We start from the raw sequence: 15,738 nt of genomic DNA, 5'->3' as shown, positions 1-15,738 counted from the left end.
ACTTAAACATAGGAGCAAATATAGAATTTAAACAATATCTTCCAAGTTACTGAAAAATTTCAGTTATGCTTTGATCTAATATTTCATCATCTAATACAATAGAATTCTTTCTTTGTAGCCCATTGATGAGCTCATCTGCTTGCATACGTCGTCTTCCTTCTAATTGTCCCTCGATAATAGAGATATAACCTCCTATAATGGCTATTTTCATTTCTTTGTTTTTTAAAATAATTGTACCTACAGGCTGAGAATGCAATTTATAAGAATAGGTAGCTCGATAAATTTTAAATAGCATTTTTTTGCCTGATTCATTTGTCAATTGAGTCCAAGCTCCCGGATAAGGATTTAATCCACGAATCTTATTACAGATATCCTCTACAGGTGCTTGCCAATGAATTTTTCCGTCTTGATGAAAAAGTTTGGGCGCCGTTTTCAGGTTTTCTTTTATAATTTGAGATTGAGGCTGCAGGCTTTTTTCAGTAATCCCCTGAAGGGTTTTAAGAACCAAGTCAGCGCCCATTTCAGCAAGCCTTTGATAAAGAGATCCGAAAGTTTCCTCCGGGTCAATCAGTGTTTTTTTCTGCAAAAGTATTGCCCCACTATCTATATGTTCATCCAAAAGAAAAGTGGTGACACCGGTTTCTTTTTCTCCATTCATAATAGCCCATTGTATGGGAGCTGCACCGCGATAGTTCGGAAGCAAAGAAGCATGTAGGTTGAAAGTTCCCAACTTAGGCATACTCCAAACGACTTTTGGAAGCATACGAAAAGCTACTACAATAATGACATCAGGCTGCAAATTTCGTAAGGTTTCCAGAAAAGATGCATCTCTTACCCGTTCAGGCTGTAAAATTGTAAGCTTGTGTATGAGGGCATATTTTTTTACCGCTGGTTCAAATATTTTCTGACCTCTTCCAGCTCGTTTATCCGGTATAGTTACTACACTTACCACAGGGTATTTCTGCTCGAGTAATTTTTCAAGGGAGTAAACAGCAAAATCTGGACTTCCCATAAAAACGATACGTGGATATTTTTTCATAAAAAGAATATATAAATAATTTATAGTTAACTAATTCGTAATGATTTATAAAATATAAATCTGCACAGCAAATGCTCAATAATTTACTATCTCCTTTTTTGCATCCTCAGCAAGTTAAGCATAAAACTATTCCACCATAAGATACTATTTCTTCTACTTAATATCAATAAATTCGAAAGAATTTTATATGCCATAAACTATTAAATATAAATTATAGTTTATTATTATATGTTAATGGAATTCTTCTATTAATCAGATAGTTGTAAACTAAATAGCTTATAAGCAAAAAAAAGACATGTCAAATCTCTGGAAAGGGATGGCAAGGGATAAAAAAATATTAAATACTTCATAAGAAAAAAAGCAACAGAAGTTCAAAAAGTATGACTTGATAATAATATTATAAGGGCCCTCTTTAAGAAAACTTAAAGATCAAACGGGGCAGTACTATTAATAAATTTTAAGTGGCTCTTTAGATCTTTCTAAGCTAGGACTGTTGACCTCTAAAATTTTTGTAATATTGAGTTATGTTTTAAGATTTTTAGTAGTGAAATCAATGATGAAAGATAGTGGAAATAAAAACCCGAAAAACTAACCCCTTCGTATAACTACACCCCTTTGATTATTTAAATTGAAAATAGCACAATCTTTATACATCATCTAAAGTGGCACCTTCTTTTTTAGGTGGACGAAGTGCGCCTAATTTTAATGAACTAAAAAATCTTTTTATACGAATGACGTACTTTCTACTATTATAGTCTATTAGATAAAAATCCCATCGAGAAGAACAAGTTCTCTATTCATATTATGATAAGTACCTAGCCAAAATATCCTTCTGCAATCAACTCTTTAATAGAGTCATATCCTTTAAAATAACCATTTACAAGCTAATTTGTATAGGAGAATTCTAAAAAGCTTTTTGAAGCTCGTGGAATGCTTTTCTCTTCTATTTTTGAATTTCAGGAACCTAAAAAAATAAAATTCCAAATAAAACAATCGATTTTTTCATAATGTGAATTGTATTTATTAGCAATATATAATAATATTTATAAATAATATACTTTTGAAAAAATATGTATTTATCATTTTACGAATGATTTCATATTAATTATCATTAAATAACTTTTTATCGGTGAAATCAAGAATACAGGTAAATTTAAAATTTATTATTTCTGATTAAAACAACATAAAATTGTTATGTGTTACAATAATAAGAAAGAAGTATAATAATTATAACAAATTCATTTGGGGCGGCAGATGGATCAGTGGTGACGCAAACTATCATACGCTATAGCTTTAAAGCTAAAAATCCTCCATGGTGTTTGTTATTTCCATTAAGGGTATCAATACCCCTTTCTTGCCTATCTTCTCGGCAAGGGAGTTGTTTATAAATCTTAATATATCCCTTCCAGGCTTAGTTATTGGCCATAGATAAAAATACAATTGTTTTATACTACCTTATAGTGCCTCTTACTTTTATAGCTCCCCCTTTAAAAGACTTTGTGAGTTTTTTCACCTTATTTGACGTATAAAATAGTCTTTAATAAATTGTTTGCTCTCTTTTGAGTAATATCTTAGGTTTGATCCTTAAGCAGGCTGAAGGCAGATACATATACAATCAAAATCACACTCGATAAAATCCACGGAGATAGTCTTTATACTCAATTTGGTTTGAAAGTCTTGTTAATAGGGTTAAAAAACATTTTTTTATCGGTTTCTAAATCTTAATTATTTTTATAGACCATATTAATTTAGTACTTCTTCTATAGCTATTATTTTTGTTTTACATGAATTTACTTTTCGGATCTCTTTTGGAGAGATAGGTATTTTAATATTTTCTATATAGACATGTGGTTAGCATATTACTCTCTCTTGTAAAGAATGTATTTCTTCTTACACATATTCTAAGTAAAAAAATAAAAATGATCTTAAAATTTTCTCATTTCTTTTTAACACAAAACAATCAGAGGTCTAAATAGGTTAATTATGGTTCCCTATAAAGAGAAAATTTTCTCATGGTTGATAGCTATGAATTTTTTATTTTCGGATGTCTAGGCTAAAAAATTTTTAGCTTTATCTACTATAGAGTTTTACATAATACTTCACACCTTTTTTTTAGTATATTGGTTCTTCAGTGCCATGATTCAAAAGTAATTTAACAGCTTCCAATATCATTCTGCATTAACATTTAAGTAAAAGAAAATTTTCTAAACTTCATTTGTTTTAACTTTGTTTCCTTTTTTTATAAGTGTTAATTTTATTTGTATTTTAAATGAATTCAAAGTGCTTTGTGCTCCTACTTATATATTTATTAAAAATAAGAATCATGGAAATATATGTTCAATACGAATTTTAATCGATGTCGAAAGAGTTCTGTAATTTATTCAGATCAATTATTTAAGAATGAATCCTATTTTTTATGTCCGAAATATTAGTATAAAGATTCTTTTGAATATTACGCTTAAAAAGGAATTTTCTCAGAAGGTATTGTATTTGAAAGTGAATTTTGCTTTTTAGAGCAAAAAAAACAAGTTTTTTTTTACAAGGAAAACTTTACATCTTTAAAAAAGTACATATAAAATTTCCTAAATGAGGTAAAATTTTATACTGTATTTACCCTATTATCAGCTCATTTTTTTCATTAAATTTATAAATGGAAAATCATAGGTGTCGATTTTTTTCATGACAGAACTTGAGTCAATCAACCATTTGAGTAAAAATACATTTATGGAAACCCTCGGTGTTCAATTTATAGAACGGGGTAAAGATTTTTTGCTAGCGTGCATGCCCATTCACTCGGGTGTATATCAACCTATGGGATGCTTACATGGTGGCGCAACAGTAGCTTTAGCTGAAAGTACGGGAAGCATGCTTTCTTTACTTTATATAAACAGAGATAATCAATGTGCAATGGGACTGGAAATTTCCGCCAATCATATTCGATCGAAAAAAGAAGGAACGTTATTTGCAAAGGCCGAAATGCTCTACAACGGTAAAAGAACGCATGTAATACAGATTAATATACATGATGAAAATAAATTACTTATATCTTTTTGTAAAATGACTAATATCATATATTTGAAATATCCTACCCATTGAAGAAAATACAGCTTAAACGCTTTTATGTAAAAACTTGTATAGCACATCAAAAAGATCAAGGCTTTGTTCTCTTTCGAAAACCACATGGTAAAAACTTCAGTTATATATAGGTAACGGGAGACTTACACGTAAAAAAAGTCATTTTATTATCAGTAGTCATGAACAATGAACAGAATATATCTGAATTAAAAAAAAGTCCTTTCGGAGCTCAAATCTGGTCAAATAGAAAAAGTCGTATTATCACGTGTTAAAAAAAATCTTTTCAAAATCTCACCATCACCTATCTAGAGGCTTTTGTGCCATGCATGGTCTTTGGATAGGCATCACCCCTGAGTTGCTTTTAAAAAGCAAAGTCAATAGTTTTCAAACTATAGTCCTGGCAGGCACGCTAATGGGGCTTACCTAAAATGAAATTTTAAGAGTATAAAAGAAATAGAAGAGCATTGTATAGGTCATTCAACATCTTGATAAGTCATACCAAAAGTAGAGTATATCAGAGTAGATTAAACATCTAAAAATTCTTATCGATTTTTGATTTCGAAATCAACCTGATATTAATAGTCTTATCAAAGATTTGCATCCTATTCCCGTGGTATTCGGTTTACTAAAAAACACCGCTTTAAAATTTATCATAAGAATGAGGGCTATTCAAGAAATTTTTATATAAGATAGAAAATATTATATCCCAATTGATCCTTAGTTCTCCATTAATCCCACCTTCTCTTTCTTCTCTGGCTGAACCCTGTGGTAAGGACGTATAATTAAGCGAACACTTTTATTGTATTGAAAATATTGAATAATCCAATTGGTTAAGGCCACCATACGGTTTCGAAAGCCTACTAGATTGACCAAATGGATAAACATCCAGATCAGCCAGGCAAAAAAACCTTTGAATTGAAACCACGGCAAATCGCATACTGCCTTGTTTCGTCCGACAGTAGCCATGGACCCTCGGTCTATGTAGCGAAATGGCTTCATTTTTTTTCCCTCAGCTAGGCAATTGAGATTTTTTGCCAGAGTAACACCTTGTTGAATAGCAGGTTGGGCAGTCATCGGATGAGCATTGGGGAAGCGCTTGTCGTTTTTCATAGCTGCTATGTCGCCTATGGCGAAAACCTCGTCATAATCTTTTACCCTATTAAAAGGGTCTACCAATAAACGACCACGATCTATAGAACTCACTTCAAACCCATCGATCAGAGCACCTCTTACACCTGCCGCCCATATAAGATTTGCAGATTCTATCTCCTCTCCGTTGCCCATGTATATGATTTGACCATTGTAATCTTTTACCGGACAATTCAGCCAAACATTTACGCCGAATTTTTTCAAATAATCCAGCGCCGCATCGGCTGATGCCCTAGACATTCCATCAAGTAAGCAAGGAGTGGCCTGAATTAGGTGGATGTTCATACGGCTAATATCTAAATCTGGATAGTCTCGAGGCAATATGAAGTTTTTCAGCTCGCTTAACGCTCCGGCAAGCTCCACTCCTGTCGGCCCTCCTCCTGCAATTACAAAAGTCATTAAACGCTCTCGTTCCTTAAGATCATTGGTAAGCAAGGCCGTCTCAAAATTTTGCAGGATTAAACTTCGTAAATCCAAGGCTTCGAGAATTGATTTCATAGGCAAGGCATACCGCTCAATGCTGGAGTTGCCAAAAAAATTGGTTTGCGACCCGGTAGCGATGATTAAATAGTCATAAGAAAGATCACCTATATTAGAGTGGACTTTTCTCAACTTTGAATCGAGGCGATGCACCTGAGCCAAACGAAAATAAAAATTCTCGGTTTTTTTAATAATAGTTCGTACAGAGTGTGCAATTGAATCAGGCTCGAGACCTGAGGTAGCAACCTGATATAAAAGAGGTTGGAAAGTATGATAATTATTCTTATTGATCAAAACCACTTGAAACTTATCTCTACGAAGCTTCTTTGCAAGTTGCAAACCTCCAAATCCTGCGCCTATAATAACTACTCTTTTTAAACCACTCTCGGGAATATTCATATTCTTATGATTAAGCATGCAAAGCTAAAAGATATTTCGATCTTGATTGGAATTGTTTAGCTATTCTTCCGAATTTTATTTTACACGTGTAACACTAAGCCCATCGCGAATGGGTAAAATCAGTGTATCTACCCTGTGGGGTCATAACGAAATTTTCATTGTAGGAGGCGCTAAAGAACTTGTTTTGTTGTCAACAGGGGAAATTTTCCGCTACCTTTGCATACCACAATACATTATCAGAAATTATGCACCCCCTCTTCTCATCCTAGGTAGTACCAAATCGAAATTCAGCACATCGATAACTACCGAGTCGGAAAGATCCGCTAAGGTAGGAATTTCCTTACGGGCATCACCAAAGATCTGATGAATCTGATGAGTGTACTCCGAAGCTCGGAAATATATTTTTGAGATATAACCCATATTTATTGGCCTGATCAAATTAGAACTACATACTAAGCAAGCGCTTCTGAGCACGCGAATTAAGAGTATTTAATATATCTATCTATATCTATCTGGCAAGTACTTTAAGAAAAGTGGGATCTTGTATGCTGTTACAGAGAATATATTTTACAGATCCGGATAAATATCTTTCATCTTAAAAATAAAAGATTCATTATTAATAATAATTATAAAAAATAACTAATTATTGACTTTTGGAAAAACTCAAAGGGGATCTACATTTACTAGCAACCGGATAGAACGCCAGGCTTTTACGGTATGAAAATTTTTGATTGCTTTACGAATATAATTACGCCCTTGAACTAAAGCTTCTTTCTCAGGAAGAAGCTTGATGAGAATTTTACGCAAATATTTGCCTTTGATACGTCCTATCGTTGGGGTTTCAGGACCAAATAGATGAGGGCCGAAATAAACGCGAAGCAACTTACCCAACTGATCGGAAGCGGCAGAAATTTTAGATACATTGCTATGACTCAAGGTAATTTCAATTAACTTGCTGTAAGGTGGATAAAAAAATCGCTTCCTCTCTTGCAATACCCTGACACACATACTTTCATATCCTTGCCTGAGTACTTCTTTAAGCACGGGATGATCTCTTTGAAAAGTCTGTATAAGCACTCGACCTGTCAGCTCACGGCGTCCTGACCTTCCAGAGAGTTGACTAAGCATCTGATAAGCGCGCTCCTCGGCACGAAAATCCTGATAGGCAAGAAGCTGATCAGCGCGAATGATACCTACAAGAGCCACTTCTTCAAAATTCAAAACTTTAGCGAGCATTTGCGTTCCTATAAGACCATCGATATCTTTAGCCTGGAAATCAGCCATAAGTTTTTCGTAGGCAAACTTTTTATACATAGCATCGGAATCCATTCGGCTCACCCGAACGTGCATAAAAAAAGTTTTTAGCTGCTCTTCTATCTGCTGAGTTCCAAAACCCTTATGGTCAAGAGCTACACTTCCACACATAAAACAATAATGAGGGTTTGCTTGGGAGTACCCACAGTAATGACATAGCAGAATTTGCTTGCTGAGATGGTAGGTAAGGCTTACATCGCAGTGAGCGCATTCAGGTACAAATCCACAGCTCTGACATTGAATTATTGGGGCATATCCGCGCCTGTTCTGAAATAATAAAAATTGTTTTTTTTCTCTGAGAGTTTCTTCAATAGCCGATAGAAGATCTTCGCTAAAGAGTCCGTGCATACACTTGCGATGATAATTCTCTTTAAGGTCGATGAGCTCTATAGAAGGGGGATTACTTATGGCGTATCGCTCTTTTAGGTCTACCCAGGCATATTTACCTATTTGGGCATTGTGGTAAGTTTCTAAAGAAGGTGTAGCCGAACCCAATATGCTTTTGGCTCCTTGCATTTTCGCCCATATCAAAGCCGTGTCTCTCGCATGATAATAAGGCAGACTTTCTTGTTGTTTAAAACCTGCTTCATGTTCATCATCGACAATAAGCAAGCCAAGGGAAGATAGAGGAAGGAAAAGCGCTGATCGCACTCCTATTACAAGAGGATAGGCTCCTTGCAAAATCTTCCTCCAAAGTTCTGCACGTTCATTTTGATGTAGTCTGGAATGGTAAAGGGCCATATGAGCTCCGAAATGTTTTCTGAGTCTTACCACAAGCTGGGTGGTCAGGGAAATTTCAGGCAATAAATAAAGTACGTTTTTACCCTGAGCAATGGTTTTTTGTATGAATTGAATGTAAATTTCAGTTTTTCCACTAGCCACTACCCCATGTAAAACCACTGTATCCGTTATTTTAAAACATCGGCTGATTTTCTGATAAGCTATTTGTTGAGCTACCGTAAGTTCAGGTAATTCGATTAAAGGACCGGAAATATCTTCATAGATCACCCGATCTACAGTCAAAGCTTCGCTATGTAAGATTTTTTTCTCGATTAAAGCACGCAATGTAGCTTGTGAAGCACCTGAATTCTTTAAAAATTCTACCTGCCTGAGAGGCTTATTTTCTTTGGCTTTGTAAGAAAGAAAAAACATCAATGCTTCCTTTTGTCGCGGACTTTTTTCCAGTCGGGAAAAAATCTCGGACCATCGTTCTTCCTTTTCTTGTTTTCCCTGAAGCTCAGGATAAATAAAAATATAACGTTCTTTTTTGACTTTATATTTTTCAATAAGTTGCTCATGAATTTGAATCAGAGATTCATCTAACATTTTTTTGAGCGTAGGTAATGTGCTTTTGGTCTCAATTAACTGAGAAATTTCATCTATTGAAAGACTGCTTGCCCTCTCGAGCGCTTCCCAGACCAAACTTTCTTTTTCAGAAAGATTTCCTTTTTTTGGAGCAACTTCCCATCTTTTGCTGATGAGCGTTTCACTTTGCAATTTGAAAGCGCCCGGAAGAGCCGCCTGATAGATTTGACCTAAAGTGCAGAGGTAGTAATCGGACATCCATTGCCAAAGTTTAAGCTGCTCTTCCGTGACAATAGGATAATCATCGAGTATTTGATAAATTGAACGCGTTTTATAGAGTTCTGGCGCTTTTGTATGCTTTTTAAAAACGATTCCAGTATATAAACTGTTCCCCCGAAAGGGGGCAGCTACCCGCATACCTACTTCCACACTTTTAAAAGCATTTTCTTCTAGATTATAGGTAAAAATGCCTTCCAATGAAAGAGGCAGTATAAGATCCACGAAATAGCGAGTGGAATTCACAAGATTGACAGAATTTTCACAGATGAATGTTTTTGAGATATTCCATACGGTCTTTTTGGTACATTTGTATCGTTAAGAATTTCCAGATAAACATGCTCAAAATCCATTTCCAGAGATTTTTCTTCATACGTTTTTTACCTCTATTTATCGTACATTTTATCAATTGGTGAACCCCTTTGATTCGATATTTTAAAAGCCAGGTCATTAAAAAAGCCCCAAAACGTAAGGTAAAGTCTTTTCATCATCTTAAAGAGCCAAAAAGTTTTCTTTGGTTCTTTATCGGATTTAAGCTGAAAGGCCAAATGAGTAGAATTTTCAAAAAGGTAATTTTTATTCATAAACTTTAGATGTAACATATCAGAAATCAAAGATAGAGAATAAAAATTCGTACTTTAGCCTGAAATCTTCACAAAGTGAAAGAGCTCATAAAGACCGTTCAGTATCCCATATATTTTCATGAGCAAGGCTATGCTGAGCTTCAAAAAAGACTCTCTGAACTCCAAGGAATATATTCAAATCTGTTTATTCTTGCAGATACCCGTACATATACACTTTGCTTGCCACGATTAATTGAGTCTATCCCTGTACTACAAAAAGCGCGGATGCTTTGCATTAAAACAGGCGAGAAGGAAAAAAATATTGAAAATTGTCTTTATATATGGCGTCAATTGAGCCAGTGGAGAGCTGACCGAAACAGCTTGATGATCAATCTTGGCGGAGGGGTTATCACCGATATAGGGGGATTCGCCGCATCGGTTTTTAAACGAGGTATTTCCTTTATCAATATTCCAACTACCCTTTTAGCTATGGTGGATGCCTCCATAGGTGGAAAAACGGGTATTGACTTGGATCATCTCAAAAATGAAATCGGTCTGTTTCGTTATCCGGAAATGGTAATCATCGATGAGCATTATCTAAAAAGCTTACCAGAGCGTGAGCTCAAATCGGGTATGGCAGAGATTTTCAAACATGGACTGATCGCTGATAAAAAGCTCTGGCAAAAAATGGGAAAACAGCCTGCAAGTAGAGCTACTTCCTGGAACGAATCGATCCGAACATCTAATATGATTAAAAGCCATGTGGTTTCGAAAGATCCTTATGAGAAAAATGGATTACGAAAAATTCTCAATTTCGGCCATACCATAGGACATGGTATAGAAAGCCATTTTCTTAGCACTCAGGCGCCACTTTTACACGGCGAAGCCATAGCTTTGGGCATGGTCTGTGAAGCTTGGCTGTCTTGGAAGATCAATGGGCTGCCAAAATCACAATATGAAGAGATAGCCCAAAGACTTTTAGGTATTTATCCTTTAAAAGAGATCGATGAGAGCACTTCAGATAAAATAGTGATGCATTTGCATCATGATAAAAAAAACTTTAAAGGAAAAATTCGTTTTGCATTGCTTTCAAAAATCGGTGCGTGCACTTATGACCATGAAATCTCCATAGATCTGATCAGAGAAAGTTTTAATACCGTATTAAACAAAACCCATAGAGATTAGACTATATTTACAATTCATTAGATATAAAACATTTATAGACCACAAATGATCGACGGAGAAAAACTTATACCTATTAATATCGAAGATGAAATGAAAACCTCTTACATCGATTATTCGATGTCGGTAATCGTTTCAAGAGCGCTGCCAGATGTGAGAGACGGCTTGAAACCTGTGCACAGGCGCGTACTTTTCGGTATGTACGAATTAGGCATGATGTCCAACAGACCCTATAAAAAATCTGCTCGGGTAGTAGGGGAAGTTTTGGCTAAATATCATCCTCATGGGGATAGTTCGGTGTACGATGCCATGGTTCGTATGGCCCAGGAATGGTCTTTACGTTATCTGCTGATCGATGGGCAGGGTAACTTCGGTTCAATAGACGGAGACTCTCCCGCAGCTATGCGTTATACCGAGGCACGACTTCAAAAAATTTCCGAGGAGATGCTTACCGATATTGAAAAAGAAACGGTAGACACCCAACTGAATTTTGATGATTCACTGCAAGAACCTACCGTTTTGCCCTCACGTATTCCCAATCTATTAGTTAATGGTTCATCGGGTATCGCCGTGGGTATGGCTACCAATATGGCTCCGCACAATCTTCGCGAATGTATAGAGGCGATTTGCGCCTATATCGAGGATCCGGATATCCAGGTAGAAGGGTTGATGCAGTATATCAAAGCGCCCGATTTTCCGACCGGTGGCATTATTTACGGTTATCAAGGAGTGAAGGAGGCTTTCCATACCGGACGCGGACGCATTATTATACGCGCCAAAGCCCGATTTGAAGAACTTCAAAAAAGGGAATGTATCATTGTTGAGGAAATTCCTTATCAAGTAAATAAGGCCGATATGATCGCTAAAACCGCCGATCTGATCAAAGATGGAAAACTGGAAGATATTTTCAATATACGTGATGAATCCGACCGTAAGGGCATGCGTATCGTTTATCTTCTGAAACAAGACGCTGTACCTAATGTAGTATTAAATAATTTATTTAAATATACTTCCTTACAAACCTCATTTAGTGTAAATAATATTGCACTAGTTAAAGGTCGCCCCATGCAGCTTAATCTAAGAGATCTGGTACGCCACTTTGTAGATCACCGTCATGAGATTGTAATTCGTCGCACTGAATATGAGTTGATAAAAGCGCAAGAACGTGCCCATATCTTAGAAGGACGGCTTATAGCTCTGGATCATTTGGATACTGTTATCGCTCTCATCAGAGGCTCTAAGACTCCTGATGAGGCGCGTGAGGATCTCATCGCACAATTTCAGCATACGGAGATCCAGGCAAAGTCCATTTTGGATATGCGTCTGCAACGCCTTACTAACCTAGAGCATGAAAAAATTAAAGCTGAGTATGAGGATCTTTCCAGATCTATAGAAAAATATAAGGAAATCCTCGCGCAAGAACCCCTGCGAATGCGCGTTATCAAAGATGAATTACTAGAAATAAAAGAAAAATTCAAAGATGAGCGCCGTACCCTAATTGAGTACTCCGGAGGAGAAGTTACCATGGAGGATTTGATAGCCGATGAACATGTGGTGCTGACCATATCGCATGCTGGCTACATTAAACGCACGCCTCTTTCGGAATATAAGCGCCAATCGCGCGGAGGCATAGGAAATCGTGGCGCCAGCACCCGGGAAGAAGATTTTCTTGAACATCTGCTTGTGGCGACCAATCATCAGTATATGCTTTTTTTTACCGAAAAAGGCAAATGTTTCTGGCTGCACGTTTATGAAGTTCCTGAAGGCTCGAAAATCGCCAAGGGTAGAGCTATACAAAACCTCATCCAGATAAGCTCTGATGATAAGGTAAGGGCCTTTATTTTAACCGGAAACCTCAATGATGCGGACTATATAGCTCGGCAAAATGTAATTATGATCACTCAAGCGGGTATTATTAAAAAAACCTCTCTTGAACAATACTCAAGACCCAGACAAAACGGTATCAACGCCATTAGCATCCGAGAGGGAGATACTTTGCTCGAAGCGAGACTTACCAGTGGTAAAAGTCAGGTGCTTATCGCCGTAAAAAGTGGTAAAGCCATTCGTTTTCCAGAAGAAAGGGTGCGTGCCATGGGACGTACAGCTTCCGGGGTAATAGGGGTTAGCTTAAAGAATAAAAATGACAAAGTCATCGGTATGGTTTGTGTAGAAGAAGAAGGTAAAGAAGATATTCTCGTGGTTTCGGAAAAAGGTTATGGAAAACGCTCTTCTCTGGAAGACTATCGTATAACCAACCGAGGTGGAAAAGGCGTAAAAACGATAAGTATTACTGAAAAGACCGGTGAGTTGATCGCTATTAAGAGTGTTTCGGATGAAAATGATCTGATGATCATCAATAAATCGGGGGTTGCCATTCGTATGCCTGTATCAGATCTTCGTGTAATGGGTCGCGCCACTCAAGGAGTACGCTTGATCGATCTGAGAAAAGGCGATGAAATTGCGGCGGTAGCTAAGGTTATTCAGGATAGACGGCTCGAAAGTCAGGCTCTTGAGGAAACACTGGAGTCTCAATCAAAGGAATAGTTATGAGTAAAATACTAAAACAAACCAGGAAAATTTTTATAATCCCCGGTTAAAATCGTAAAATTATGTAATAATTACAGTAAGAAAAGCGGAAAAATCATGTATGCAGAATTTAAAAATAATCGTTGTTTAAAGTAAACAAAACCATAAAAAGCATATATTTTAAAAATCTTTTGAAAAAAAACTGAAAGCGTAGTAGATTTTTTATCTATACGTTTCGAACGAAACGATTTTAAATAAAAATTTTGTGAGACCTTATCGACTTACTTTTTAATTTATGTATGTTCTTGAAACATCAATGGATTATCTGTGATGCTTTAAAAGCATATAAAAAATTCAAAGCGCTCTAGTCAAAAATTTAAAAAAAGTAAACGCTGTTTTTTCTATGAAAAAAATTTATCAATAGAAAATGTCATCATCAAGTATTCAATATACTGAACAACATATACGCACGCTCAGCTGGCAGGAGCATATTTGTTTGCGCCCGGGGTATGTACATCGGAAAGCTTGGCGATGGGTCGGCACCTGATGACGGAATCTATACACTCATTAAGGAGGTTATTGACAATGCTGTGGACGAGTATGTCATGGGAAACGCTAAGATTATAGAAATCACTCTTGATGAGAAAGAAGTTTGTGTTCGGGACTATGGACGAGGTATCCCTTTAGGAAGGGTCATTGATGTAGTTTCCAAAATCAATACCGGAGGAAAGTATGATTCTAGGGTATTTAGAAAATCCGTCGGACTTAACGGGGTAGGTCTTAAAGCGGTCAATGCCCTTTCTATTAACTTTAAAGCAAGTTCCATACGTGATGGAAAAAGAAATGAGATATTTGGAGATTTACGATTTCGTACTGACTACATTGCGCAAATGCTCAAAAATTACGCTTGTCTGAATCCCGGCCTGGTTTTGATGTTTAACAGCAAAAAGTTTTTTTTCCAAAAATGGCTTAAAAGACCTATTGAAACGGGTAATAAGTGAGAATGTCAGCTATTCACTGATACATTTCCGTGGCGGAGATATAGAACTCGCCCTTACACATCGCGAAAGCTCCTCACAAGAGGAATACCTCTCTTTCGTCAACGGACAGTACACACCTCTCAGGGAGGCACGCACCAAAGCGTATTTCGCCCGAAGCCCTTGTGAAAACGATTCGCGCGAGTTTTTCAAAAAAAACTATGAAGCGGCGGATATCCGAAAAGGCATCATCGCGGCGATTAGCATAAAAGTTATCGACCCGATTTTTGAATCGTAAACCAAAACCAAACTTGGTTCAAATGATATGGGGCCCGATTTGCCTTCCATCCGCTCTTTTATGGGAGATTTTATTAAAAAAGAACTGGATAATTTTCTTCATAAGAATTCTGAAACTGCCGAATCTCTCCATAAAAAAATTCTTTCTTCAGAAAGGGAGCGGAAAGAATTGGCTGGCATTCGAAAAATTGTACGAGAGCGCAATAAAAAAGCCAATCTACACAATAAAAATTGCGCGATTGCCGTCAACATTATAATAACTTAAAAGCTATTCGAAGGCGAGAAAGCACACTTTTTATCACCGAAGGAGATTCAGCTAGTGGTGGCTCGATTACCAAAAGCCGGGATGTAGAAACCCAAGCAGTCTTTAGCTTGTGAGGAAAGCCATTAAATACTTATGGATTGAGTCAAAAAATCGTTTATGAAAACGAAGAATTCAATCTCTTGCAAGCGGCTTTAAATATGGAAGACGGTTTAAAAGAATTGCGTTACAAGCGAGTGGTATTGGCTACCGATGCCGATGTGGACGGCATGCATATACGCTTGCTTATGATTACGTTTTTTTTACAGTTTTTTCCGGAACTCGCGCAAAAAGGCCATCTCTATATCCTGCAGACCCCGCTATTTCGCGTACGTAACAAAAAAGAAACAGTTTATTGCTATTCCGATGTTGAAAGATTTAAAGCTTTGGAACGTTTGGGGAAAAATCCTGAAATCACGCGCTTTAAAGGATTAGGCGAAATTTCGCCAGATGAATTTAGGCATTTCATCGGAAAAGATATCCGCTTAGAGCCGGTAAATTCTGATAAAGAAGCAGAAATCAGAAAGTTATTGAGTTTTTATATGGGCAAAAACACTCCTGAAAGACAAAATTTTATCATCGATCACTTGAAAATAGAAAAAGAAAATGTTTGAAGAAACTACTATAAAGTCAAATTAAAAATCACTCTTATAAAAATTGACAATACAAAGATCATCTGGAAAGCAGATATGGTCTATTTTATTCTATTATGCACGCTTCTGATTGCTCTTTCTTTGTCTATTTTATTAAATACAGATTCCAACGACAATATATTTTTAAAATATGCTAGACTTCATTCTTACTTCTATTGCTCTGGAACTTGAGAGGTCATCCGAATTTTATCTACGATAGCGA

At 36.4% G+C, this 15,738-nt stretch carries 8 protein-coding genes and 1 pseudogene; 5 read left to right on the top strand and 4 right to left on the bottom strand.

The features are described from left to right. Positions 1–46: 46 nt before the first annotated feature. Positions 47–1,039 carry a methionyl-tRNA formyltransferase gene (gene fmt, locus CS842_RS01480; RefSeq protein ID WP_103327094.1) on the bottom strand — a complete coding sequence of 331 codons (993 nt, stop codon included), beginning with the start codon at positions 1,037–1,039 and terminating at the stop codon, positions 47–49. A gap of 2,724 nt (positions 1,040–3,763) precedes the next feature. On the opposite strand from fmt, the gene CS842_RS01475 reads away from it, so the two are divergent. Continuing rightward, positions 3,764–4,135, top strand: coding sequence for a hotdog fold thioesterase (locus CS842_RS01475; protein ID WP_241518413.1), 372 nt, complete (start codon positions 3,764–3,766; stop codon positions 4,133–4,135). 244 nt (positions 4,136–4,379) lie between these two features. Then, a complete protein-coding gene (locus CS842_RS06795) occupies positions 4,380–4,541 on the top strand; it encodes a hypothetical protein (protein WP_195909821.1) in 162 nt (53 codons plus the stop codon). 290 nt (positions 4,542–4,831) lie between these two features. Here the strand turns inward: CS842_RS06795 and CS842_RS01470 are convergent, their stop codons facing one another. The 3 genes from CS842_RS01470 to priA form a co-directional block, all read right to left on the bottom strand. Then, on the bottom strand, positions 4,832–6,142 hold the full coding sequence (locus tag CS842_RS01470; protein ID WP_103328000.1) for an NAD(P)/FAD-dependent oxidoreductase: 1,311 nt from the start codon (positions 6,140–6,142) through the stop codon (positions 4,832–4,834). A 243-nt stretch (positions 6,143–6,385) separates the two neighbouring features. Next, entirely contained in the window at positions 6,386–6,562 is a 177-nt protein-coding gene (locus CS842_RS06790) for an O-methyltransferase (RefSeq protein ID WP_195909820.1), read from the bottom strand. A 243-nt stretch (positions 6,563–6,805) separates the two neighbouring features. Then, positions 6,806–9,283 (bottom strand): replication restart helicase PriA, encoded by a 2,478-nt coding sequence (gene priA / locus CS842_RS01465; protein ID WP_146037424.1) that lies wholly within the window; start codon positions 9,281–9,283, stop codon positions 6,806–6,808. A gap of 413 nt (positions 9,284–9,696) precedes the next feature. Here priA and aroB point away from each other — a divergent pair, with 413 nt between their 5' ends. The 3 genes and pseudogenes from aroB (at position 9,697) to CS842_RS01445 (ending at position 15,497) form a co-directional block, all read left to right on the top strand. Further along, positions 9,697–10,785, top strand: a complete 1,089-nt coding sequence (gene aroB / locus CS842_RS01455) for a 3-dehydroquinate synthase (protein ID WP_241518412.1) — start codon at positions 9,697–9,699, stop codon at positions 10,783–10,785. Positions 10,786–10,830: 45 nt separating this feature from the next. Further along, a complete protein-coding gene (gene gyrA, locus CS842_RS01450; protein ID WP_103327086.1) occupies positions 10,831–13,326 on the top strand; it encodes a DNA gyrase subunit A in 2,496 nt (831 codons plus the stop codon). A 409-nt stretch (positions 13,327–13,735) separates the two neighbouring features. Then, positions 13,736–15,497, top strand: a pseudogene (locus tag CS842_RS01445) (toprim domain-containing protein). The last annotated feature ends 241 nt before the right edge of the window (positions 15,498–15,738 follow it).

The organism is Bacteroidetes bacterium endosymbiont of Geopemphigus sp., from assembly GCF_002904345.1.
In the GTDB taxonomy this organism is placed as follows: Bacteria; Bacteroidota; Bacteroidia; order Flavobacteriales; family Blattabacteriaceae; genus GSPS2-BC2016.
The sequence above is the reverse complement of the archived record's forward strand: the minus strand, read 5'-3'. Positions and strand labels throughout refer to the sequence as shown.